Origin of the sequence: Streptomyces formicae (assembly GCF_002556545.1) — a bacterium.
Lineage (GTDB): Bacteria > Actinomycetota > Actinomycetes > Streptomycetales > Streptomycetaceae > Streptomyces > Streptomyces formicae_A.
In genome coordinates, this window is sequence record NZ_CP022685.1 from 6,873,163 (window position 1) to 6,896,775 (window position 23,613).

Consider the following 23,613-nt stretch of genomic DNA (forward strand, 5'->3'; position numbering starts at 1 on the left):
CAAGGAAGCCCTCTTGAACGCCACCCCCGCATCCGAAGGCCGACCCCACCACCACGCCTCAGGCGCGTGCGGTACGCAATCCTCACTGGTGGCGGATTCCAGTACGGTCCCCCGGCAGAAGGGTGGCGGCCAGGAGGCCGAGCGCCTGCACGGCATCTCCATCGACCTGCTGGAGCACCCCGACGCGCACACCGCCGCGCAGGCGGCGGCCGTCGAGAACCTGCTGCGCTGCTGGGTCAGGGAGAACAACCTCCCCGCGCCGGACCAGGGCGCCCTGCGCATCCCGCTGGCCGCGAGCGGCACGGCCCTGCTGGTCCCCGTCCACTACTGGTCGGCAACCGGCTGGCACCGCTTCGGCCTCCCGTACCTGGCGGACGGCCCTGACAGCGCGCCTCCTGTCGACGCCGTCACCGTCGCCGCGCTCCTCGGCCGGGAGACCGCTCGCCGTGGTGCGGAGTTCCCGACGCCCCAGACCGCGGAGTCGCCCGAACCGAAGCCGACAGCTGACCAGGCCGAGGTCGCGGCTGACCACGCCGAGACCGCGGTTGACCAGGCCGAGGCCACGCCCGACCAGCCCGAGGCCATGGCTGCCCCACCTGCGGACGCAGACGCCGACGGGACCGCCAAGAACATCGGCCTGGTCGACAAGGTCGACGGCGCCGACCTCGTCGGCCGGGTCGCGGACTCCGTACGCCGCACCGCGGAGTTCATCGCCGACCGCCGCGACAGCCCCGGCGATGAGCCCGACCTCTTCCTCGCCGCCGAACAGTCCCTGCTCCTCGGTCACCCCCTCCATCCGACCCCCAAGAGCCGCGAGGGCCTGTCCGACACCGAATCCCGCCTCTACTCACCGGAGTTGCGCGGCGCCTTCCCGCTGCACTGGCTGGCGGTCGACCGGTCCGTGCTCGCCATGGACTCGGCCTGGACCGAGCGCGGCCGCGCCCTTCCCGCCGACCAGCTCACCGCCCGCCTCGCCGGACCGGAACTGCCGTTGCCTGACGGCCGCGTGGCCCTGCCCGTGCATCCCTGGCAGATCCGGGAACTGCGGCACCGTCCCGCGGCCGCCGACCTCCTGGACGCCGGACTCCTCCAGGACCTCGGTCCTCACGGCGCCCCGTGGTACCCCACCTCCTCCGTGCGCACCCTCTACCGCTCGGGCGCCGCAGCCATGTTGAAGCTCTCGCTCGGCCTGCGCATCACCAACTCCCGTCGTGAGAACCTCCGTAAGGAACTCCACCGCGGCGTCGAGGTCCACCGGCTGCTGCGCAGCGGCCTCGCCGAGCAGTGGCAGGCCGCCCACCCGGGCTTCGACGTGGTCCGCGACCCCGCCTGGCTCGCCGTCACGGGCCCCGACGGCGCGCCCGTCCTCGGGCTCGACGTCATGATCAGGCACAACCCCTTCGGTCCCGGCGACGATGCCACCTGCATCGCCGGACTCGTGTCGCCCAGGCCCTCGACACGGGAGGCGGAGCACGGTCGCCGCCCGATGCGCTCCCGGCTCGGCGAGACCATCACGCGGCTCGCCGGACGAACGGGCCGCCCCCGGGGCGCCGTGGCCACCGAGTGGTTCCTGCGCTACCTCGAGACCGTCGTCCGCCCCGTGCTGTGGCTGGACAGCGAGGCGGGCGTCGCCCTGGAGGCACACCAGCAGAACACGCTCCTTCTCCTTGACATCGACGGCTGGCCGGTAGGCGGCCGCTACCGGGACAACCAGGGCTACTACTTCCGCGAGTCCCGGCGCGCCGAACTCGACCGGCGGCTCCCCGGCATCGGGCAGGACAGCGACACGTTCGTCTCCGACGAGGTGACGGACGAGCGCTTCGCCTACTACCTCGGCATCAACAACGTACTCGGCCTCATCGGAGCTCTCGGCGTCGAACGACTCGCGGACGAAAGGCTGTTGCTCGCGGCCTTCCGCCGCTTCCTCGGCGACGTCGCGTCCGGCCCCGACAGGCTGCGCACCTCGCTGCCCGCGACGCTGCTCGACTCACCCGTGCTGCGGTGCAAGGCCAACCTGCTGACCCGACTGCACGGCCTCGACGAGCTCGTCGGCCCGGTCGACACCCAGTCCGTCTATGTCTCCATCGCCAACCCCCTTCATTCCTGAGGAACATGACCCACCACTTCTGACAGGAGCGACGCCGTGCCTCCCACCGACGCGAGCACCGACGCCGGAACCGAATCCGCACCAGCGGGTGCCGACAGCACCGACACCCTCGACCTGCGGCTGCCCGACGAGCTCATCGGTCTGCTGGCCGACACCGATGCACGAGCCGCGCGGACCGGCCCCCTCGGCAGCGAGGGGGCCGTCGCGGACGATCTCCTCGACGGCGTCGCCCAATGGGGCCCTGCCACGACGACGGCCGGGGTCTTCCAACTCGTGCCCGTCCGGCTGGAACGCGACCTCACCCTGATCAGTCGGTGGATGAACGACCCCGCCGTGGCGGCCTTCTGGGAACTCGCGGGACCCGAGACCGTCACGGAATCCCATCTGCGTCCCCAACTCGACGGCGATGGACGCAGCGTCCCCTGCCTGGGCGTGCTCGAAGGCACACCGGTGAGCTACTGGGAGATCTACCGGGCCGACCTCGATCCGCTGGCCCGGCACTATCCCGCGCGTCCGCACGACACCGGAATCCACCTCCTGATCGGTGGTGTCGCCAACCGCGGCCGCGGGCTCGGTACTTCGCTGCTGAGAGCCGTGGCCGACCTGGTGCTCGACCATCGCCCCGCGTGCGCACGTGTCGTAGCAGAACCCGACCTCCGCAACACCCCCTCCGTCTCCGCATTCCTGAGCGCAGGCTTCCGCTTCTCTGCCGAAGTGGAGCTGCCCGACAAGCGAGCCGCGCTCATGGTCCGTGACCGGGCCCTGCGCGCCGTGCTCTGACCCGGTCACTCTTAGTACACCGCTCGACCCGATCCGGTTCCCTCCCTGAGGAGTTCCCGTGCCGAATCCGCCCGCCCGTCAGATTCCCCACCCTTCCGCCGAGCTCTTCGACCCACCCGAGCTGAACCAGGACAGGTGGCAACGGGCGGGACGCCGCCTGCTCGCCAAGATGCTCGGGGAGTTCGCGTACGAGGAGATCATCAGGCCCGTGCCGGAAGCCCTTGGCGAGGCGGACACCTACCGCCTCGATCTCGAATCCACCGAGGTGGGGCAGGCGCTGGCCCAGATCGGCCACTACGGCACGTACCTCACCTTCGGCGCCCGCCGCGGCGCGTACGGCAGTTGGTGTGTGGACCCGGACAGCGTGGCTCTCGCCGAGTGCGGCGGGCAGCCCGAGCCCTTCGGCGACCCCCTGCGCTTCCTCGCCCTCGCCCGCCGGACCCTGCGCCTCGACGGCGCCACCCTCGGCCACCTCATCCGCGAGCTGAACATCACGCTCTGTGCCGACACCAAGATCGACAACACCGCGCTCACCGCCGGCGAGCTGGCCGATCTCAGCTACGCGGACCTGGAAGGACACCAGACAGGCCACCCCTGGCTCGTCCTCAACAAGGGGCGCATCGGCTTCTCCGCGAGCGACACCGACCGGTGGGCGCCGGAAGCCCGCCGTGCCACCACGCTGCCGTGGATCGCCGTCCACACGGACCTCGGCCTCTACCGTGGCGTCACCGGACTGGAGACCGCGCAGCAGCTCTACGCCCGCGAACTGTCGGCCACCACGCAGGAAGCCTTCGCGGACTTACTTTGCGCGCGTGGGCTCGACCCACAGGACTACCTCTACCTTCCGATCCATCCCTGGCAGTGGGACGACGTCGTCTTGCCGCTCTTCGCCTCTTCCGTGGCCGCGGGCACCATCGTGCCGCTCACCACCGACGGAGACCTGCGCCTTCCCCAGCAGTCCATCCGCACCTTCCTCAACACGTCCAGGCCGGACCGGCACACCGTGAAGTTGCCTCTGTCGGTGCTCAACACGCTGGTCTGGCGCGGTCTGCCGACCGTGCGGACCCTCGCGGCGCCCGCCGTCACGGCCTGGATGCACCAGCTGCGCGACACCGATCCCTTCCTGCGCGACGAGTGCCGGGTGATCCTGCTCGGCGAGGTCGCCTCGGTGGCCGTCGAGCACCCGGTGTACGACGCCCTGCCCGAAGTGCCCTACCAGTACAGGGAACTGCTCGGCGCCATCTGGCGCGAGCCCCTCACCCGGTACCTGGCCCCTGGCGAGCGCGCCCGCACGCTTGCCTCGCTCCTGCACACCGACCCGGACGGCAGGACGTTCGTCAGGGAGCTCGTGGAGCGTTCGGGACTGGCCCCGGACGTCTGGCTGCGGCGCCTCTTCGCCGCTCTGCTGCCTCCGCTGCTGCACTTCCTCTACCGCTACGGCACCGTGTTCTCCCCGCACGGAGAGAACGCCATCGTCGTCTTCGATGACGACGACGTACCCGTACGGCTCGCGGTGAAGGACTTCGTAGACGACGTCAACGTCAGCGCCGAGTCGTTGCCGGAGCACGACTTCATGCCGGACGACGTACGGAACGTCCTGCTCACGGAGCAGCCCGGCTTCCTCACCCAGTTCATCCATTCCGGCCTCTTCGTAGGCGTCTTCCGCTACCTCGCACCGCTGTGCCAGGAACAACTGGGCGTCCCGGAGCGCGATTTCTGGTCCTTCGTACGGGCGGAGATCCTCAGGCACCAGGCGCGTGCTCCGGAGATGAAGGAGCGGTACGAGATGTTCGACCTGCTCACCCCGCGGATCGAGCGGCTGTGCCTCAACCGGAACCGGCTCCACCTCGACGGGTACCGCGACCGCCCCGAGCGACCGCACGCCGCCGTGCACGGGACCGTGCCCAATCCTCTCCACCAGCCGTGATCGCGGGATTGTCAGTGGGGCACCGTAGGGTGGTCGCGCTATGACGAAGCCCTCCCTCTCCGAGCTCCTGCACGCCGCCGTCACCGCTGTCGGCGGCACGGAGCGCCCTGGCCAGGTGTCCATGGCCGAGACCGTCGCCGAGGTGATCGACGACGGCTCCCACCTGCTCGTCCAGGCCGGCACCGGCACGGGCAAGTCCCTCGGCTATCTCGTACCGGCGCTGGCGCACGGGGAGCGGGTGGTCGTCGCGACGGCCACTCTCGCCCTGCAGCGCCAGCTCGCCGAGCGGGACCTGCCGAGGACGGTGGACGCGCTGCATCCGCTGCTGCGCCGCCGTCCTCAGTTCGCGATGCTCAAGGGGCGTTCGAACTATCTCTGCCTGCACCGCCTCCACGAAGGCGTGCCGCAGGAAGAGGAGGAGGGCCTCTTCGATCAGTTCGAGGCGGCCGCGCCCACCAGCAAGCTGGGCCAGGACCTCCTGAGGATGCGGGACTGGGCCGACGAGACCGAGACGGGCGACCGCGACGACCTCACCCCCGGCGTCTCCGACCGGGCCTGGTCGCAGGTGTCCGTCTCCTCCAGGGAGTGCCTCGGCGCCTCGAAGTGTGCCTACGGAGCGGAGTGCTTCGCCGAGGCGGCGCGTGAGCGGGCCAAGCTCGCCGAGGTCGTCGTCACGAACCACGCGCTGCTCGCGATCGACGCCATCGAAGGTGCCCCGGTCCTGCCCCAGCACGAAGTGCTGATCGTGGACGAGGCGCACGAGCTGGTCTCCCGGGTGACCGGCGTGGCCACGGGCGAGCTCACCCCCGGGCAGGTCACCCGGGCCGTGCGGCGTGCCGCCAAGCTCGTCAACGAGAAGGCGGCCGACCAGCTCCAGACGGCCTCCGAGGGCTTCGAGAGGCTGATGGAGCTGGCCCTGCCCGGTCGCCTGGAAGAGATCCCCGAGGACCTCGGGTACGCGCTGATGGCCCTGCGCGACGCCGCTCGCACGGTCATCACGGCACTCGGTTCCACCCGGGACAAGTCGGTCCAGGACGAGGACGCGGTCCGCAAGCAGGCGCTGGCCTCCGTCGAGTCGATCCACGACGTGGCGGAGCGCATCACGAACGGCTCCGAGTACGACGTCGTCTGGTACGAGCGGCACGAGCGCTTCGGCGCCTCCCTGAGGGTGGCGCCCATGTCCGTCTCGGGGCTCCTGCGCGAGAAGCTCTTCGCCGACCGCTCGGTGATCCTCACCTCAGCCACGCTCAAGCTCGGCGGCGACTTCAACGGAGTGGGCGCTTCCCTCGGCCTCGCCCCGGAGGGCACCGCGTCGGAGGACGCCCCCGTCTGGAAGGGCCTGGACGTCGGCTCGCCGTTCGACTACGGCAAGCAGGGCATCCTGTACGTCGCCAAGCATCTGGCGCGTCCGGGGCGCGAGGGCACGCGCAGCGACATGCTCGATGAGCTGGCGGAGCTCATCGAGGCGGCAGGCGGCCGCACGCTCGGGCTGTTCTCCTCGATGCGTGCCGCACAGAGCGCCGCGGAGGAGCTGAGGGGCCGCCTGGACACGCCCATTCTGTTGCAGGGCGAGGAGACCCTGGGGGAGTTGATCAAGGGCTTCGCCGCCGACCCGCAGACGTGCCTCTTCGGGACGCTCTCCCTGTGGCAGGGCGTCGACGTGCCGGGCGCCAGCTGCCAGCTGGTGATCATGGACAAGATCCCGTTCCCGCGTCCCGACGACCCGCTGATGAGCGCACGCCAGAAGGCGGTGGACGAGGCAGGGGGCAATGGCTTCATGGCCGTCGCGGCGACCCATGCGGCTCTGCTGATGGCGCAGGGTGCGGGCCGTCTCGTACGAGCGTCGGGAGACCGGGGCGTGGTGGCGGTCCTGGACCCCCGCCTGGCCACCGCGCGGTACGGCTCCTACCTGCGGGCCTCACTGCCCGAATTCTGGTACACGACGGACCGCAATCAGGTGCGTCGCTCCCTGGCCGCGATCGACGCCGTGGCGAAGGCTGCGGAGGCGGGGGATCAGACGAAGGCGGGGGACGAGACACAGGCGGGCGAGGAGGCCTAGCCTCGCTCACTCGCCTGGGCCGCCTCGCTCTCCATGGGGCCCCGTGCCCCCGGCGCTCCCCGGATACAGCAGGGCCCCGGAACCGGCGCAGGTGGTCCCGGGGCCCGGTCAGGGGCGGTGTCTCACACCCGCCTCAGTACCGCCACGACCTTGCCGAGGATCGTCGCCTCGTCGCCGGGGATCGGCTGGTACGCGGAGTTGTGCGGCAGCAGCCACACGTGACCGTCCTCGCGCTTGAAGCGCTTGACCGTGGCTTCGCCGTCCAGCATCGCGGCCACGATGTCGCCGTTCTCCGCGACGGGCTGGCGGCGGACGGTGACCCAGTCGCCGTCACAGATGGCGGCCTCGATCATCGAGTCGCCGACGACCTTCAGGACGAAGAGCTCTCCGTCACCGACGAGCTGCCGGGGGAGGGGGAAGACGTCCTCCACCGACTCCTCGGCGAGGATCGGCCCGCCTGCGGCGATGCGGCCGACCAGCGGGACGTACGAAGCGGCCGGCTTGCCCGTGGTGTCGGTGGGCTGGCTGCTCGGCTGGTCCGAGCCGCGCACCTCGTACGCGCGCGGGCGGTGGGGGTCACGGCGAAGGAAGCCCTTGCGCTCCAGAGCCATCAGCTGGTGTGCGACCGACGACGTGCTGGAGAGCCCGACCGCCTGCCCGATCTCCCGCATGGACGGCGGGTACCCCCGCCGCTGGACGGAATCCCTGATCACCTCGATCACCCGGCGCTGCCGGTCGGTGAGCCCCGAGCTGTCGGCGCGGATTCCTGGAGGTCGGCCCGGCAGGGAGCGTGTGGGCTTGGGCCCCTCCTGGTTCGTGGCTGCGTCATTCATGGCATGCACCGGCTCGAGTCGGCTCTGGGAGCGGTCCTGGGCAGTGATGGTGGCGCTGTCTGCGGTGGTGGTCACGTCGGTCGGCCCCTCTCGAGATGTTCTCTCCCTAGCTAGCCAACGGTAGTTGCTTTCGAAAGGTTGCGCCAAACACACGTTCGAGTGAAAAATTGCAGATTACCTGACGTGACCATGTGCTCAGGTGTATGGCTAGCGCTCGGGCCGAATGCCAATTCGGTTCATTACGGTACGCTTCACCGCCGGGATGCCAGCCTCTCGGTGGAGCCCCCATAGTGCCATCCGGTGCCCCGTCAACCCGGCACCGACCCCCTTTTCGGGCGGCGTGGGCGCAGCTGTGTATGCCTGTCACGGTCTGGGGCGGCGCGACACGCGATCGGTGTCGGAAAAGCGGCCAAACCCCAGATCTAGTGGTTGGATTGCAACAGCGGCCCAGAAGTTGTGGTCCCTGGTCTTTCGAGGCTCCTGGGATCGCCTATGCTTGGGGCTGCTTCGAGGGCCCCGAGGGCCTGTTGAAGCTTATGAGTCGTGCCGTGAAGGAGGGTTGGGAGTTCCATGCACTGCCCCTTCTGCAGGCACCCCGACAGCCGCGTAGTCGACAGTCGCACCACTGACGACGGCACGTCGATCCGCAGGCGCCGTCAGTGCCCGGACTGCTCCCGTCGTTTCACGACCGTGGAGACGTGCTCACTGATGGTGGTCAAGCGCAGCGGCGTGACCGAACCGTTCAGTCGTACGAAGGTCATCAATGGCGTCCGCAAGGCATGCCAGGGGCGGCCGGTGACCGAGGACGCCCTCGCTCTGCTCGGCCAGCGGGTCGAAGAGGCGGTGCGCGCCACCGGAAGTGCCGAACTGACCACTCATGACGTGGGCCTGGCCATACTGGGTCCGCTGCAGGAGCTCGACCTCGTCGCCTACCTGCGCTTCGCGTCCGTGTACCGAGCCTTTGACTCGCTCGAGGACTTCGAGGCCGCCATCGGGGAGCTGAGGGAACAACGGCTCGATGCCGAGCCGTGCGACGCGGACGGAGAGCGCGTCGTGAATGACTGCGGGCCCGGAGGGACTGTCGAAGTCCCGGTGCCCGCCACCGCCGCCGACTGACCGGCTGACCGACCGGCCGGCGGCGAACCAGACCTGTTGTGGGTGTCCTCTGCGATGCCCGCGACATCAGACACACATCCGTGCCACGGGAAGAACGTGGCACTTCAGGGCGTTTTAGCCTGATACAGGGAGGCGGCATGACCGAGACGACGAGCGGCCCGGCACGAGGTTCCCGCGCCAAGGGATCCAAGGCCAGCAAGGGTCTGCGTATCGAGCGCATCCATACGACCCCCGGCGTGCATCCGTACGACGAGGTGGTCTGGGAGCGCCGTGACGTCGTCATGACCAACTGGCGCGACGGCTCGGTCAACTTCGAGCAGCGTGGCGTCGAGTTCCCCGACTTCTGGTCGGTGAACGCGGTCAACATCGTCACCAGCAAGTACTTCCGCGGGGCCGTTGGTACCCCGCAGCGTGAGACCGGCCTCAAGCAGCTGATCGACCGCATCGTGAAGACCTACCGCAAGGCCGGCGAGGACTACGGCTACTTCGCCTCGCCCGCCGATGCCGAGATCTTCGAGCACGAGCTGGCGTACGCCCTCCTGCACCAGATCTTCAGCTTCAACTCGCCGGTCTGGTTCAACGTCGGTACGCCCCAGCCGCAGCAGGTGTCCGCCTGCTTCATCCTGGCCGTCGACGACTCCATGGAGTCGATCCTCGACTGGTACAAGGAAGAGGGCATGATCTTCAAGGGCGGCTCCGGCGCCGGCCTGAACCTCTCCCGCATCCGTTCCTCCAAGGAACTGCTGTCCTCCGGAGGCAACGCTTCGGGTCCGGTCTCCTTCATGCGCGGTGCCGACGCCTCCGCGGGAACGATCAAGTCCGGTGGCGCCACGCGCCGCGCGGCCAAGATGGTCATCCTCGACGTCGACCACCCCGACATCGAGGGCTTCATCGAGACCAAGGTGAAGGAAGAGGAGAAGATCCGCGCCCTGCGCGACGCGGGCTTCGACATGGACCTGGGCGGCGACGACATCACGTCCGTCCAGTACCAGAACGCCAACAACTCGGTCCGTGTGAACGACACGTTCATGAAGGCGGTCGAGGAGGGCGGCAAGTTCGGCCTCACCTCCCGCATGACCGGTGACGTCATCGAGGAGGTCGACGCCAAGTCGCTCTTCCGCAAGATGGCCGAGGCCGCGTGGGCGTGTGCCGACCCCGGCATCCAGTACGACGACACCATCAACGCCTGGCACACCTGCCCGGAGTCCGGCCGGATCAACGGCTCGAACCCGTGCAGCGAGTACATGCACCTGGACAACACGTCCTGCAACCTCGCCTCGCTGAACCTGATGAAGTTCCTGAAGGACGACGGCAAGGGCACCCAGTCCTTCGACTCCGAGCGCTTCTCGAAGGTCGTCGAGCTGGTCATCACCGCGATGGACATCTCCATCTGCTTCGCGGACTTCCCGACCCAGAAGATCGGCGAGAACACCCGCGCCTTCCGTCAGCTGGGCATCGGCTACGCCAACCTCGGCGCCCTGCTGATGGCCACCGGTCACGCGTACGACTCGGACGGCGGCCGCTCCCTGGCCGGCGCCATCACCTCGCTGATGACGGGTACGTCGTACAAGCGTTCCGCCGAGCTCGCCGCGGTCGTCGGCACCTACGACGGCTACGCCAAGAACGCCACGCCGCACAAGCGCGTCATGAAGCAGCACTCCGACGCCAACGCCACGGCTCCTCGTGTCGACGACCTGGACACCCCGATCTGGGCCGCCGCCACGGAGGCCTGGCAGGACGTGCTCCGCCTCGGCGAGAAGAACGGTTTCCGTAACTCCCAGGCGTCCGTCATCGCCCCGACCGGCACCATCGGTCTCGCGATGTCCTGCGACACCACGGGCCTGGAGCCCGACCTCGCCCTGGTCAAGTTCAAGAAGCTCGTCGGCGGCGGCTCGATGCAGATCGTCAACGGCACCGTGCCGCAGGCCCTGCGTCGCCTGGGCTACCAGGAGGAGCAGATCGAGGCGATCGTCGCCCACATCGCCGAGAACGGCAATGTGATCGACGCCCCCGGTCTGAAGACCGAGCACTACGAGGTCTTCGACTGCGCCATGGGCGAGCGCTCCATCTCCGCGATGGGCCACGTCCGCATGATGGCCGCGATCCAGCCGTGGATCTCGGGCGCCCTCTCCAAGACGGTCAACCTTCCGGAGACCGCCACCGTCGAGGACGTCGAAGAGGTCTACTTCGAGGCGTGGAAGATGGGCGTCAAGGCGCTCGCCATCTACCGCGACAACTGCAAGGTCGGTCAGCCCCTCTCCGCCAAGAAGAAGGAGGAGGAGAAGGCCGAGATCACCGAGAAGACCGAGGACACGATCCGTGCCGCGGTCGAGAAGGTGGTCGAGTACCGCCCGGTCCGCAAGCGCCTCCCGAAGGGCCGTCCCGGCATCACCACCTCCTTCACGGTGGGCGGCGCCGAGGGCTACATGACCGCCAACTCCTACCCGGACGACGGTCTCGGTGAGGTCTTCCTGAAGATGTCCAAGCAGGGTTCGACCCTCGCGGGCATGATGGACGCCTTCTCCATCGCCGTCTCGGTCGGTCTGCAGTACGGCGTGCCCCTGGAGACGTACGTCTCGAAGTTCACGAACATGCGCTTCGAGCCGGCCGGCATGACGGACGACCCGGACGTGCGGATGGCGCAGTCGATCGTCGACTACATCTTCCGCCGCCTGGCGCTGGACTTCCTGCCCTTCGAGACCCGTTCCGCGCTCGGCATCCACTCCGCCGAGGAGCGCCAGCGGCACCTGGAGACGGGTTCGTACGAGCCCGCCGAGGACGAGGTCGACGTCGAGGGTCTCGCCCAGTCCGCCCCGCGGCAGACCGAGGCGCTGAAGGCGGTCTCCACGCCGAAGGCCGAGGCGGTCGTGCCCGCCCCGCAGCAGGCGCACACCAGCGCCGAGCTCGTCGAGATGCAGCTGGGCATCCAGGCCGACGCCCCGCTCTGCTTCTCCTGCGGTACGAAGATGCAGCGGGCCGGCTCCTGCTACATCTGCGAGGGCTGCGGCTCGACCAGCGGCTGCAGCTGACCCGGTGGGATCTGGCCGGACACACCTCCGGCCGGGCCCCGAGGGGCGCTGAAGCGCAGCGTGGCTGACCCGTAGCGGCAGCTGATCCACCGCGCACGAAGGGGACCGACGAAAAGTCGGTCCCCTTCGTCGTGTGCGCTGGTCCCAGAGCGCGGCGGCCGGTTCGCGGGTCCGCGGGGAGGTCTCCCGCGCGGTGTCAGAGCTCGCTTCCCATGAGTGCGGCGAACGCCGCCGGGTCGGCGTCGAAGCCCCGGAGGACCTCGCGGAAGGACCATGCTCCGGAGTCGTCCCGTACGAACTCGGCGATGACCGCGGCCGTGGACCGCGAGACGTCGCGCAGGTCGCTCTGGGCCAGGTCGGTGTGGCCTTCACGGATCCGGACCGCCGTGTTCGCGATGTCGCCGAACACCCGCCGCTCTTCCTGCTGCTGTATCGCGACGCCCACCACGACCCGGGAGTACGAGGACGAGAGCCGGTCGAGCTCCAGGGTCATCACCTCGTCGAAACCGAAGCCCTGCCCCGTCCTGCTGTCGCGGTTCAGCGTGATGGTGCCGTCCGGTGAGCGGCTGTCGAAGTGCACGAGATAGACAGGGCTGCCGTACGGAGCGTCCTTCGCGTACGTCGCGGCGATGATGTCGAGATCGTTGGGCGGCTCTCCGGCCGGGCTTGGATCCCACTTGAGCCCTATCTCGACCTTCGAGATCCCCTTGTTGACACTGCTCACCGGACTTCCCCCTTCTCGCGCCCTGGCCACTGCGGACTCACTCGGCAAGTCCAAGGCACACGCTACGGCGTACGACTGACAACGGCGTAGCTTCCCTGATCAGAAGTGGTCAAGTACGCGAGGCGGAAAGCAGGTTGGCGAGGGCTCCCGCGATGCGGATCATTGCCCCATGACATGGAACGGGGAAGAACTCGATCTCGAAGCCTACGTGGCGCGAATCGGCCACACGGGAGAGCTGAAGCCGGACCTGGAGACGCTGCGCGCGCTGCACCGGGCGCATGTGGCGGCGATTCCCTTCGAGAACCTGGAGATGATGCTCGGTCGTCCGGTCCCGCTCGAACTGACCGCTCTTCAGGACAAGTTGGTGCGAAGACGGCGCGGCGGCTACTGCTACGAACAGAACCTGCTCTTCGCGGCGGCCCTGGAGCGCATCGGTTTCACGGTGACCGGACTCGGCGCCAGGGTCAGGGCCGGGGCGTCCGCCACGCGCGCGGTGACGCACATGCTCCTCAAGGTCGAGGCGGACGGCGAGGAGTGGCACTGTGACGTCGGCTTCGGCGGCGACGGACTCCTGGAGCCGATCCCGCTGCGTGAGGGAACCGAAGCACGACAAGAAGAGTGGCGTTTTCGGCTCGACCGGGAGGCCGACGGGGTTCTTGTGCTGCGGACCTGGCGGCCCGACGGGTGGTTCGCGCTCTACGCCTACACGGAGGAACCGCGCCTGCCCGTCGACTACGTAGTCATGAACCACTACACCTCGACCCACCCCAAGTCGTCGTTCATGCGTCGCCCGGTGGTGCAGAAGGCCGCTTCCCCGGCGCGGCGCAGCCTGGTCGGTGATCATCTGACGGTGACGCACCCTGATGGCTCGGTGACTGAACGAAGCGTTCCTGTGGACGAATTGGCGGCTGTTCTCGTTCAGGAGTTCGGTGTCGAGTTGGATGCCGAGGAGACGGCCACGCTGATCCGGGTGCACTACGCCGGAGCGTGACCCGGGCCACGCTCCGCGCCGTACGATGGCGCGGTGCTGGTCAAGTGGATTCGCTGCACCGTGGTGGACCGTCGGGGGTTCGAGCGAGGGCAGCGGAAGTGGGCGGGGCTGTTGGGCGAGCCGGGATTTCGAGGACAGGGCGGAGGGTGGAGTCGGGGGCGGCCGGGCGTGGCCCATGTCTTCGCCTTCTGGGAGAGCCGTGCCTTCTACGACTCCTTCATGGCCCGCTCGCACGACCGCCTGGCCGCCGCGCAGGGAGGCACCTACAAGAACCTCCAGACCAAGCTCTTCGACCACCGTTTCGACGTGAAGACGGGGTTCGAACCGCGCTTCACGGACGCGGACGTCGTGCGTGTGGCGCACTGCCGGGTCCGTGAAGCGCGCGTCGATCACTTCGCGTTGATGCAGGAAAAGGTCTGGAATCCGGCGATGGCCGGCTCGCCGGGGATGGTGAGGGGCCTCTTCGGAGAGGCGCCCGGGCACGAGTTCATGGTGCTTTCCATGTGGCAGTCGGCCGCCGAGCACGGGAAGTACCGGGCCGAGCGGGTGGAGCGCCTCTCGCTGAGAGCTCAGACGGACGCCGATGTCTCGGCCCTCGCGGGCGACATCGTCGAGTTGGAACCGTCCTGGACCGTGTGACCCCACCGGCCTTCGCCATCGCGCGCCGGTGGGCGGCGCGGAGGAATCCTCACCGCCTGGTGCGGTGGAGGGATCGTCATCGCCTGTTGTAGGCACCGGCGTGTGTGGCGGCGAGCGCTGCCGCCGCCGACTGGTCGGCGAGCGCCGCGTCGATCGGCTCCCGTGTGATGAACACGCGGAGCAGGAGGGGCGCGGAGACCGCGCGGACGACGGCCTCCGCGTCGATGTCCGTGTCCGCCTCTCCACGCTCCACCGCCCGTGCGACGACGGCGGTGCAGCGGGTGAACCGCTCGGCGTAGAAGGCGTGCAGGGCCTGTGCGGCCCGCTCCGACTGGAAGGCCGCCGCGACGAACGCGGTGGGCGCGGAGGCGGCCGCGCTGTCGGAGAAGGAGTCGACCACCTCGTGGGCGAGCTCGCGCAGATCGCCCTCCAGGCTGCCGGTGTCCGGCGGAACCCACGAGTCCTCGCCCGCCATGTCCAGGGCGTCGGCGACCAGCCCTTCGAGACCGCCCCACCGGCGGTACAGCGTGGTCTTGTGGACGCCGGAGTGGTCGGCGACGTACTCGACGGTGAGGCCCGGGTAGCCGTGGTCGGCAAGGCCGCTCAGCACCGCGTCGCGGACGGCCGCGCGGGTGCGGGCCGTACGGCCTCCGGGGCGCCGGGTGCCGGGTGCGGGTGGCGCGGAGTCGGTGGCGGTGGACGTCACCGCTTCCCCTTCTGCCTCTGTGGCGCTTGCGCCTCGGCCGCGCTGACCAGCTGGAACACGCTTGTCCGTCATTGATCTTCCTTCTCTTCCGCCCCCGTGCGCGGACTCTGAACGTCTCACGCACGCACTTTAATGGCAACTCATGTTGCATTAGCTCGATGGCCGTGTCACACTCGTCGTAACGCGACATCAGTTGCATTTATTTATCGTCGACATGCGTGCGGGGGTGCCTTTGCCTACTCAGATTTCGTTGCACGGCGTGACCAAGGCTCGTGGTGAACGGCAGTTGTTCGATGACGTATCCCTTGCGATCCGCCCGGGCGAGCGCATCGGCGTCGTGGGGGAGAACGGCGCCGGGAAGTCCACGCTGCTCCACCTGATGTCCGGTCATCAACTGCCCGACGAGGGCGAGGTCGTGGCCGTCGCCGAGCGCGGAGCTGGGTTCCTCGCGCAGACACCGCAACTGCCCCCGGACAGCCGCGTAGGAGACACGATCGATGCCGCGCTGGCCGAACTGCGCACCATGGAGCAGCGGTTGCGCCACCTCGAAGCCGATCTCGGTACCGCGACCGAGCAGACCCTGGGTGAGTACGGGGGTCTGCTCACGGCCTTCGAGCTGCGCGGCGGCTACGAGGCGGACGCGCGCGTGGACAAGGCGATGCACGGACTTGGCCTCGCCCACATCGGCCGCGACCGGATTCTGGGCAGCCTGTCCGGTGGCGAACAGGCGCGGCTCGGCTTGGCATGCCTCATCGCGGCGGCGCCCGAAGTCATGTTCCTTGACGAGCCGACCAACCACCTGGACGAGGACGCCCTGGACTGGCTGGAGGATGCGCTCGGGGCGCACCGGGGCACCGTGATCGCGGTCTCGCACGACCGCACGTTCCTGGAGCGTGTCGCCACGGCGATTCTCGAAGTGGACGCCGACCGCCGTTCGGTCGTGCGACACGGCGACGGCTATCAGGGCCTCCTTGCGGAACGGGCGGCCGCCCGGCGCCGCTGGGAGCAGGAGTACGAGGAGTGGTGCGCGGAGACGAGCAGGCTCCAGGAGTTCATGGCGACGACGGCCCATGCCGTGGCGGGCGGCCGTGGCATGAAGGACAACAACAAGATGGCGTACGACCGGGCGGGAGGCCGTGTCCAGGCATCGGTCGCCGGACGGGTGCGCAATGCGCAGGAGCGGCTCCGTCGGCTGCGCGAGCAGCCCGTGGCCAAGCCTCCCGAGCCGCTGCGCTTCACGGCGCGCCCGGTCGCGGGAGCGGCCGAAGGGGCGCTGGTGACCCTGCGCGACGTTCGCGTGGGCGAGCGCCTCGTCGTGGACGAGCTCACGGTCTCGGCAGGCGAGCGCCTGTTGATCCACGGGGGCAACGGAGCGGGGAAGTCCACTCTGCTGCGGACCATGGCGGGTGCCCTGGAACCGGACGAGGGGACCGTCGTCCGCCGAGGCAGGATCGGGTATCTCGCGCAGGAGATACCTGTGGGAGCACCTGCCGAGCCGGTTCTCGCGGTGTTCGGCAGGGGTCTGGGGCTCACCGAGGAGGAGCAGGCGGAACTGATCCTTTCGTACGGACTGTTCCGGCCCCGTGACCTGCACGTCCCGGTGGGATCGCTCTCCGCGGGGCAGCGCAGGAGGCTGGCCCTCGCCCGGCTCCTGGCCAGGCCCGCGGACCTGCTGCTGCTCGACGAACCCGCCAACCACCTGGCGCTCGGTCTGGTCGAGGAGCTGGAGGCGGCGCTCGACCAGTGGGCGGGGGCCCTCGTCGTCGTGTCGCACGACCGACTGCTGCGGCGGCGCTTCACGGGTCGAATACGCCGGATGGAGTCCGGACGGCTACCCGGTTGAGCCGGTCGGCAGAGAGCCGATCTAGGGTCTTCCTATGGCACGCCCGCGGCGCATCATCCTGGTCCGGCACGGCGAGTCGGCGGGAAACGCCGACGACACCGTGTACGAGCGCGAGCCCGATCACGCGCTCGCCCTCACCGAGACGGGCTGGTCCCAGGCGGCCGACACCGGTAAACGCCTGCGGGAGGTGCTCGGCCGGGAGCGGGTGAGCGTGTACGTCTCGCCCTACCGCCGCACCCACGAGACCTTCCAGGCGCTGCGGCTCGACCCTGAGCTGGTGCGCGTCCGGGAGGAGCCGAGGCTGCGGGAGCAGGACTGGGGCAACTGGCAGGACAGGGACGACGTACGGCTGCAGAAGGCCTATCGCGACGCGTACGGGCACTTCTTCTACCGCTTCGCGCAGGGCGAGTCGGGCGCCGACGTCTACGACCGGGTGGGGGCCTTCCTGGAGAGCCTCTACCGGAGCTTCGAAGCCCCGGACCACCCGCCGAACGTCCTGCTGGTCACTCACGGTCTGACCATGCGGCTGTTCTGCATGCGCTGGTTCCACTGGTCGGTCGCCGAGTTCGAGTCGCTGTCCAACCCGGGGAACGGTGAGATGCGGATGCTGGTCCTCGGGGACGACGGCAAGTACACGCTGGACCGTCCCTTCGAACGCTGGCGCGAACCCGAGCCGTACGGCGTCACCGGATAGAGTGGCAGGGCGATGACCGCTGACTCCTCTCCCGACCGGCGCCTGGAGCGCGCTCTGGCCAGCCTGCGCGGACTGGCGGTGGGGGACGCGCTGGGCTCCCAGTTCTTCGTGCCCGCGCACTACCCGCTGCTCAAGCACCGACAGTTGCCGGACGCTCCATGGCAGTGGACCGACGACACCGAGATGGCCTGTTCCGTGCTGGCCGTCCTCATCCGGCATCACCGGATCGACCAGGACGCGCTGGCCCGGTCCTTCGCCGAGCACCACGACTTCGACCGGGGATACGGCCCTGCCGTGAACCGGCTGCTGCGGCAGGTCCGTGAAGGCGGGGACTGGCGGGAGCTGGCTTCCGCGCTCTTCAAGGGGCAGGGGTCCTGGGGGAACGGCGCAGCCATGCGGATCGCGCCGCTCGGCGCCTGGTACGCGGACGACCCGGAACAGGCGACGCACCAGGCGGAGATCTCCGCCTACCCCACGCACCAGCACCGGGAAGCCGTCGTCGGGGCCATGGCGGTGGCCGCGGCCGCGGCGCTGACGGCCGACCCCGCGGGGCCGCCCACACCCAGGGCACTGCTCGACGGCGTCATCGACCTGGTGCCGCGGAGCGCTGTCGGTGCGGGGCTGCGCAGGGCGCGGGACATGCTCGACTACGGCGACTCCGCGACCGTCGCCGCGGTGCTGGGGTGCGGGCGTCGTACGACGGCCCATGACACGGTGCCGTTCGCGCTGTGGTCGGCCGCCCGGGGGCTCGGGGCGTACGAGCGGGCCATCTGGGACACCGCGCAGGTCGGCGGGGACATGGACACGACGTGCGCCATCGTGGGCGGTGTGGTCGCTTCCGGTGAGGCCGGGGCGCCTCCCGCTGAGTGGCTCGAGCGGACCGAGGCACTGCCGGACTGGGTTCCTGTCGGCGTGAGCTGACCTCGGACGCGGGCGTCCGGTCGGCACTGTCACGGTCCTGCCACAGGGGAGGTCCGGCGGGGGAGCTGCCGTCGGCTGCGCCGTTACTGTGGGCGGGCCGTCAGTTGATCTTGACGTGCGTGCGTTGAACGAGATGTCGGTCCCGGGGGCCACGCGGCTCTGTACAGGTGCCGTGCGGTGCGCCCGTGGATCGGCCGGAGGGGGTCCCGTGGCTGAATCACGAGCCGGACACGACGGTTCGGACGGCTCTGAACCGTCAGATGCGCCAGACGGCGAGGAGCCGCGCGACGCGGCTGGCGCCGCCGACATCGCTGACGTCGGTGGTGACGCCGTCGACAAGGTGGGGGCCCGCGGCGAACCCCAGGACGCCGTACAGGAACCCGTGCCAGGCCGGCCCGTGCCGGAAAGCCCCGCGCCAGGGCGGTCCACCGGGAACGGAGTTCCTGGGCCACGCGCGGGGTGGGATTATCCGGCGCCCTCTCACACACCGCTGCTCGCCGACCTGCGGTCCGCCCCGCCCGGCCCGGTCCGCACGGTGACGCTGTGCGCGGTGCTCGCCACCGGCGTACTGAGCATGCTGCTTCTCGGTGACGGGCTGGCGCTCAACCTGCTGATCGTCGCCGTGCCTGCCGCGCTCGCCGCCTACTTCGCCGCGCAGGCGGCAGGACGCAGACCCCGGCCCTGGTCGCTGGCGTGGGCGGTCGGGGGCCTCGCCCTGCTGGTCGTGCCCGCGCTGCGCGACGCGGGATGGCCGTCGTTCCTCGCGATCGTCTCCGCGGTCGCGCTCGGCTCGCTCGCGCTGCACGGCTGCCGGACCTGGCTCGGCGTGCTCCTGAGCCCTCTCGGCATCTTCGACGCCGTCTTCAGCGGGGTCCGCTGGGGCTGGCAGGGGCTGCGTCGGCGCGCGGGCAGCGCACGAGGCTTCGGCCCCGTGCTGCGCGCGGTCGCGGTGACCGCCGTGCTGCTCCTGGTCTTCGGGGCACTCTTCGCCGGGGCCGATGCCGCCTTCGCGGGTCTGCTCGGGGACCTGATACCCGACGCCTCGATCGAGGGCAGCCCCTGGCGCTTCCTGCTCCTGATCGTCGGCGTGGTCGGGGCGCTGGCTGCCGCGCACACGGCCGCCGCCCCCGTGCTCTGGGACCGGCTGGTGATCAAGCCCGGCCGTGCCCGCGCCCGGGTCGAGTGGGCGCTTCCGCTGATCGTGCTCAACGTGCTGTTCGCGGCGTTCAACGCCGTGCAACTGACCGTGCTCTTCGGCGGATACGACGCCGTGCTCGACAAGACCGGACTGTCGTACTCCGCCTATGCGCGGCAGGGATTCTGGCAACTGCTCCTCGCCACTCTCCTGACGCTGCTCGTCATCGTCTTCGCGCTGCGCTGGGCCCCTCGCGACGGAGCCGGTGACCGGACGCTGGTGCGCGGCGTGCTCGGCACCCTCTGCGCGCTGACGCTCGTCGTGGTGGCGTCAGCGGTCCGCCGGATGGACATGTACGTGGAGGCGTACGGGCTGACCAGGCTGAGGATCTCGGTCGTCGCGGGGGAGCTGTGGCTCGGCGTGGTCATCCTGTTGATCATGGCGGCTGGAATCTGGGGCACCCGATGGCTGCCGCGCGCTGTCGCCGCCAGCGCCGCGGCAGGTGTGCTCGCCTTCGGCCTGCTGTCCCCGGACGCGCTGATCGCCGAGCGCAACGTGCAGCGCTACACGGAGACCGGCAAGTTCGACCTCGACTACATGCGGCAGATGTCGGCCGATGCGGTGCCGGCCCTGGACAAGCTGCCGGAGCCCCAGCGTTCCTGCGCGATCGAGGCCATCATGGACCGGCTCGGTACGGAGGGTCGCCCCTGGTACGCGACGAGCCTGGGGGAGTCCCGAGCCCGGCGGATCGCCGAGGAACGGCCGCCCACGGCGTCTTCCGGACTCTGCGACGGGGCAAGCGCCGATCCCGCGTACGGCTAGGGACTCCGCGTACGGCACCGCCAGCGACCCCAGGTGTCGCCAGGGGGGTCCCGGGCCGCCCCTGAGGCAGGCCCGGGACCCGCTGCGCGCAGTCGTCCCCGTCAGCCGCCCGCCGGGCCAGCCGCGCTCGCCGTACCCGCGAGCGCGTCGAGGTCGCTCTTGCGTACGCGGATCACCAGAAGGGCGGTGACCAGGGCGAGAACCGCCATGGCTGCGGCGGGGATGAAGGCGGTGGAGATGCCCTCGGAGAGGATTTCGTGGCTCCACGGAGCCGGGAGTTCGTGGGTCCTGGCGAATTCGGCCTTCTGCTCGGGCGAGGCGTGCGCCATGAAGTCCCCCACCTGCTTCTCGGCCTCGTCGCGGCTCGCCGTGCCGAACACCGTGGTCAGGATGGAGAGTCCGAGTGAACCACCGACCTGCTGCGTGGCGTTGAGCAGCCCGGATGCCGCGCCCGCTTCGTGAGGGGCCACTCCGGAGACCGCGGTCAGCGTCAGTGTCACGAAGTTCAGGCCCATGCCGAAGCCGAACAGCAGCATCGGACCGAGCACGCCACCGACGTACGAACTGTCCGGGCTGATCAATGTCTGCCAGCCGAGTCCGATGGCGACGATGATCGAGCCCGTCACCATGAACGGCTTGGGTCCGAGCACCGGAAGGAACTTTTGCGACAGGGCGGCGCCAACAGCGATCACCACGGTCACCGGCAGGAAGGCGAGGCCCGCCTCGATCGGGGTGTAGTCCAGGACGTTCTGGACGAAGAGCACGATGAAGAAGAACATGCCGAACATCGCCGCGGCCAGGCTCAGCATGATCACGTACGTGCCCGAGCGGTTGCGGTCGGCGAACATCCTGAGCGGGGTGATCGGTTCCTTCGCCCGGGTCTCGACCAGCACGAAGGCCAGGAGCAGGACGACCGCGGCGCCGAACGACCCCAGGGTCAGCCCGTCGCGCCAGCCCTCTTCGGACGCGCGGATGAAGCCGTAGACCAGCGAGGCCATGCCCGCCGTCGAGGTGAGCGCGCCGAGGAAGTCGAAGCGGCCCGGGTGACGCTCGGATTCACTGATGTAGAGCGGGGTGAGTACGGCGATCAGGATGCCGATGGGCACGTTCACGAACAGCACCCAGCGCCAGTCGAGCCACTCGGTGAGCATGCCGCCCGCCAACAGCCCGATCGCGCCGCCACCCGCGGAGACGGCGGCGAAGACGCCGAATGCGCGGTTCCGTTCCGGGCCTTCGGGGAAAGTCGTGGTGATGAGCGCCAGCGAGGTCGGGGAGGCGATCGCGCCGCCGACGCCTTGCAGGACGCGCGCGGCCAGCAACTGCCAGGGCTCCTGGGCGAATCCACCGAGGAGCGAGGCGACGGTGAAGAGGAGGATGCCGGTCATGAAGACGCGGCGACGGCCCAGGATGTCACCGGCGCGGCCACCGAGCAGCAGCAGACCGCCGAAGGTGAGGGTGTAGGCACTGACGACCCAAGTGAGGTCGGTCGTCGAGAATTTGAGCGCGCCCTGGATGTGGGGAAGCGCGATGTTCACAATCGTCGCATCCAGGACCACCATGAGTTGGCAGGCCGCGATGACGGTGAGTGCTATGCCGGGATGCCCTTCTCGGCGGGCGGCCCCGGGCTTTTGATCGTGCGTCAATTGAGAGGTGGTCATCATGATCCCCCGCAAGCGCCATAGTGAACGGTTCCGTTCACTGTCCTGAAAGACGGTAGTGACTCCCCCTCAGTGAACGCAAGCGTTCACTACGGCTTGCCCGCTCGTTCAACGGAGAGAAAACGATGGTTACTTCGCGCTGGACGGCAGCTGCCGCTCCGACGGCATCACCGCGCCGCCGGGGGCCCGTCCTCGAGCAGGCGATCCTCGAAGCCGCCCTCGAGCAGCTGAGCACGGTCGGCTGGAGAGGGCTCACGATGGAGGGAGTGGCGGCGGGCGCGCAGACGGGGAAGGCCGCGGTGTACCGCCGCTGGCCGTCCAAGGAGGACCTGGTCGTGCACGCGCTGCAGGCCGGACTGCCCAGCCTCGACAGCGCGCCGGACCTCGGAAGCGTTCGGGAAGATCTTCTTCAGCTCTGCAGACAGGTCCGAGAGGCGATGTTCTCGCGCCCCGGATTCGCTCTGCGTGCGGTGCTTCACGAATGCGATACGGCAACGGCCGAGCGCTTCCATGATGTGATCTTCGAAGGTGTCATCGAGCCGGTCGTGAAACTGATCAGTGAGGTCGTACGTCGCGGAATTGAGCGCGGAGAGGTGCGTTCCGGAGGGGGCGACTCTTATGTGTGTGACGTCATTCCGGCCATGCTCATGTATCGCTCCAAGGTGTGCGGGAGCGAATGGCCGGACGAGGAATTCGAGGGCCTGATCGACCAGGTCATGGTGCCGCTGCTCCGCCCCTGAGGGGGCCTTCAGGCCGCCGTGGGTCGGTGGTGAAAGCGCCGGTCGGCCGTCCTCGGGCGAGGTGTCGGCGCAAGCTTCCGGACGACTCGGCAAGCCTGGGTGTCGCGGGCGGTGTCCGGCGGCGTACGCTGTCTGGCGCCATGCCGTACGAAGCACCCACCCACACCGTCGAGCGCTCCTTGCGCGCCACCACCGGAGCGAAGATCGTCGCCGGTGTCGACGAAGTCGGGCGCGGCGCGTGGGCAGGCCCGGTCACCGTCTGTGCGGCGGTCACGGGACTGCGCAGGCCGCCCGAAGGACTCACCGACTCCAAGCTGATCAGCCCCAAGCGGCGCACCGCGCTCGCGGAGGAGCTGGAGGGCTGGGTCACGTCGCACGCTCTCGGGCACGCTTCGCACGAGGAGATCGACGGACTGGGGATGACGGCTGCGCTGCGGCTCGCCGCGGTGCGTGCTCTGGAAGGGCTGCCGGTCCGCCCGGACGCGGTCATCCTCGACGGGAAGCACGACTACCTCGGGTCTCCCTGGCAGGTTCGTACCGTGATCAAGGGTGACCAATCCTGTATCGCCGTCGCTGCGGCTTCGGTGATCGCCAAGGTCCGGCGCGACAAAATGATGGCCGAACTGGGCATCGAACATGCAGACTTCGGTTTTGCGGCCAACGCCGGCTATCCGTCGCCGGTGCACAAGGCCGCGCTGGAGGAGCGGGGCCCCACCCCGTACCACCGGCTTTCGTGGGCGTATCTTGATGCGCTGCCCCAGTGGCGGCACCTCAAGAAGGCCCGCAGCTGGGCGGACGGAAAAGTTCCGGAAATCGAGGGTCAGCTCGGCTTTGAGTTCTGACGCTTTTCCGGCACTTCCGGTCGCACTCATGTGCCACCCGCCGACGC

The 23,613-nt window shown here is 69.4% G+C and carries 18 protein-coding genes; 14 read left to right on the forward strand and 4 right to left on the reverse strand.

The genetic code is table 11. The features are described 5' to 3' along the window. Window positions 1-13: 13 nt before the first annotated feature. From KY5_RS30150 to KY5_RS30165, 4 genes are read left to right on the forward strand one after another with little or no spacing between them, the layout of a single operon-like run. Window positions 14-2,107, forward strand: a complete 2,094-nt coding sequence (locus KY5_RS30150) for an IucA/IucC family protein (protein ID WP_199843299.1) — start codon at window positions 14-16, stop codon at window positions 2,105-2,107. 36 nt (window positions 2,108-2,143) lie between these two features. Further along, complete coding sequence (locus KY5_RS30155) at window positions 2,144-2,887, forward strand: GNAT family N-acetyltransferase (protein ID WP_098245169.1); 744 nt, start codon at window positions 2,144-2,146, stop codon at window positions 2,885-2,887. 58 nt (window positions 2,888-2,945) lie between these two features. After that, window positions 2,946-4,814, forward strand: coding sequence for an IucA/IucC family protein (locus tag KY5_RS30160; protein WP_234362915.1), 1,869 nt, complete (start codon window positions 2,946-2,948; stop codon window positions 4,812-4,814). A gap of 40 nt (window positions 4,815-4,854) precedes the next feature. Further along, complete coding sequence (locus tag KY5_RS30165) at window positions 4,855-6,873, forward strand: ATP-dependent DNA helicase (RefSeq protein ID WP_098245170.1); 2,019 nt, start codon at window positions 4,855-4,857, stop codon at window positions 6,871-6,873. Window positions 6,874-6,995: 122 nt separating this feature from the next. On the opposite strand, the gene lexA is transcribed toward KY5_RS30165, so the two are convergent. Beyond that, complete coding sequence (lexA, locus tag KY5_RS30170) at window positions 6,996-7,781, reverse strand: transcriptional repressor LexA (protein ID WP_030778599.1); 786 nt, start codon at window positions 7,779-7,781, stop codon at window positions 6,996-6,998. A gap of 495 nt (window positions 7,782-8,276) precedes the next feature. Here lexA and nrdR point away from each other — a divergent pair, with 495 nt between their 5' ends. Further along, complete coding sequence (gene nrdR, locus KY5_RS30175; RefSeq protein WP_098245171.1) at window positions 8,277-8,822, forward strand: transcriptional regulator NrdR; 546 nt, start codon at window positions 8,277-8,279, stop codon at window positions 8,820-8,822. Window positions 8,823-8,959: 137 nt separating this feature from the next. Continuing rightward, the gene (locus KY5_RS30180) at window positions 8,960-11,851 is read left to right on the forward strand and encodes a vitamin B12-dependent ribonucleotide reductase (RefSeq protein ID WP_098245172.1); all 2,892 of its coding nucleotides are present in this window, start codon (window positions 8,960-8,962) and stop codon (window positions 11,849-11,851) included. A 196-nt stretch (window positions 11,852-12,047) separates the two neighbouring features. On the opposite strand, the gene KY5_RS30185 is transcribed toward KY5_RS30180, so the two are convergent. Next, complete coding sequence (locus tag KY5_RS30185) at window positions 12,048-12,575, reverse strand: TerD family protein (RefSeq protein WP_098245173.1); 528 nt, start codon at window positions 12,573-12,575, stop codon at window positions 12,048-12,050. 169 nt (window positions 12,576-12,744) lie between these two features. On the opposite strand from KY5_RS30185, the gene KY5_RS30190 reads away from it, so the two are divergent. Further along, complete coding sequence (locus KY5_RS30190) at window positions 12,745-13,566, forward strand: arylamine N-acetyltransferase family protein (RefSeq protein ID WP_098245174.1); 822 nt, start codon at window positions 12,745-12,747, stop codon at window positions 13,564-13,566. A 33-nt stretch (window positions 13,567-13,599) separates the two neighbouring features. Further along, window positions 13,600-14,205, forward strand: a complete 606-nt coding sequence (locus KY5_RS30195; RefSeq protein ID WP_098245175.1) for a YdbC family protein — start codon at window positions 13,600-13,602, stop codon at window positions 14,203-14,205. A 76-nt stretch (window positions 14,206-14,281) separates the two neighbouring features. Here the strand turns inward: KY5_RS30195 and KY5_RS30200 are convergent, their stop codons facing one another. Next, window positions 14,282-14,911, reverse strand: coding sequence for a TetR/AcrR family transcriptional regulator (locus KY5_RS30200; protein WP_234362916.1), 630 nt, complete (start codon window positions 14,909-14,911; stop codon window positions 14,282-14,284). A gap of 214 nt (window positions 14,912-15,125) precedes the next feature. Here KY5_RS30200 and KY5_RS30205 point away from each other — a divergent pair, with 214 nt between their 5' ends. The 4 genes from KY5_RS30205 to KY5_RS30220 all read left to right on the forward strand — a co-directional run bounded on the left by KY5_RS30205 (window position 15,126) and on the right by KY5_RS30220 (window position 20,326). Continuing rightward, entirely contained in the window at window positions 15,126-16,754 is a 1,629-nt protein-coding gene (locus KY5_RS30205) for an ABC-F family ATP-binding cassette domain-containing protein (RefSeq protein WP_098245177.1), read from the forward strand. Between the two features lie 34 nt (window positions 16,755-16,788). Next, window positions 16,789-17,448, forward strand: coding sequence for a histidine phosphatase family protein (locus KY5_RS30210; RefSeq protein WP_098245178.1), 660 nt, complete (start codon window positions 16,789-16,791; stop codon window positions 17,446-17,448). A gap of 12 nt (window positions 17,449-17,460) precedes the next feature. Beyond that, complete coding sequence (locus KY5_RS30215) at window positions 17,461-18,369, forward strand: ADP-ribosylglycohydrolase family protein (protein WP_098245179.1); 909 nt, start codon at window positions 17,461-17,463, stop codon at window positions 18,367-18,369. Between the two features lie 133 nt (window positions 18,370-18,502). Next, window positions 18,503-20,326, forward strand: coding sequence for a DUF4173 domain-containing protein (locus KY5_RS30220; protein ID WP_098245180.1), 1,824 nt, complete (start codon window positions 18,503-18,505; stop codon window positions 20,324-20,326). Between the two features lie 101 nt (window positions 20,327-20,427). Here KY5_RS30220 and KY5_RS30225 read toward each other — a convergent pair whose 3' ends face one another. Next, window positions 20,428-21,984: an MFS transporter gene (locus KY5_RS30225; RefSeq protein ID WP_098247555.1), complete on the reverse strand. Its 1,557-nt coding sequence runs from the start codon at window positions 21,982-21,984 to the stop codon at window positions 20,428-20,430. A 125-nt stretch (window positions 21,985-22,109) separates the two neighbouring features. Here KY5_RS30225 and KY5_RS30230 point away from each other — a divergent pair, with 125 nt between their 5' ends. Continuing rightward, on the forward strand, window positions 22,110-22,724 hold the full coding sequence (locus KY5_RS30230; RefSeq protein WP_098245181.1) for a TetR/AcrR family transcriptional regulator: 615 nt from the start codon (window positions 22,110-22,112) through the stop codon (window positions 22,722-22,724). Between the two features lie 140 nt (window positions 22,725-22,864). Continuing rightward, window positions 22,865-23,566 carry a ribonuclease HII gene (locus tag KY5_RS30235; RefSeq protein ID WP_098245182.1) on the forward strand — a complete coding sequence of 234 codons (702 nt, stop codon included), beginning with the start codon at window positions 22,865-22,867 and terminating at the stop codon, window positions 23,564-23,566. Window positions 23,567-23,613 lie beyond the last annotated feature (47 nt).

Coding starts and splice junctions, on each gene's coding strand:
- KY5_RS30190 (WP_098245174.1), top strand. CDS start 12,745: ATGACATGGAACGGGGAAGAACTCGATCTCGAAGCCTACGTGGCGCGA.
- KY5_RS30165 (WP_098245170.1), top strand. CDS start 4,855: ATGACGAAGCCCTCCCTCTCCGAGCTCCTGCACGCCGCCGTCACCGCT.
- KY5_RS30230 (WP_098245181.1), top strand. CDS start 22,110: ATGGTTACTTCGCGCTGGACGGCAGCTGCCGCTCCGACGGCATCACCG.
- KY5_RS30215 (WP_098245179.1), top strand. CDS start 17,461: ATGACCGCTGACTCCTCTCCCGACCGGCGCCTGGAGCGCGCTCTGGCC.
- KY5_RS30205 (WP_098245177.1), top strand. CDS start 15,126: ATGCGTGCGGGGGTGCCTTTGCCTACTCAGATTTCGTTGCACGGCGTG.
- nrdR (WP_098245171.1), top strand. CDS start 8,277: ATGCACTGCCCCTTCTGCAGGCACCCCGACAGCCGCGTAGTCGACAGT.
- KY5_RS30210 (WP_098245178.1), top strand. CDS start 16,789: ATGGCACGCCCGCGGCGCATCATCCTGGTCCGGCACGGCGAGTCGGCG.
- KY5_RS30235 (WP_098245182.1), top strand. CDS start 22,865: ATGCCGTACGAAGCACCCACCCACACCGTCGAGCGCTCCTTGCGCGCC.
- KY5_RS30180 (WP_098245172.1), top strand. CDS start 8,960: ATGACCGAGACGACGAGCGGCCCGGCACGAGGTTCCCGCGCCAAGGGA.
- KY5_RS30225 (WP_098247555.1), bottom strand. CDS start 21,984: ATGACCACCTCTCAATTGACGCACGATCAAAAGCCCGGGGCCGCCCGC.
- KY5_RS30220 (WP_098245180.1), top strand. CDS start 18,503: ATGTCGGTCCCGGGGGCCACGCGGCTCTGTACAGGTGCCGTGCGGTGC.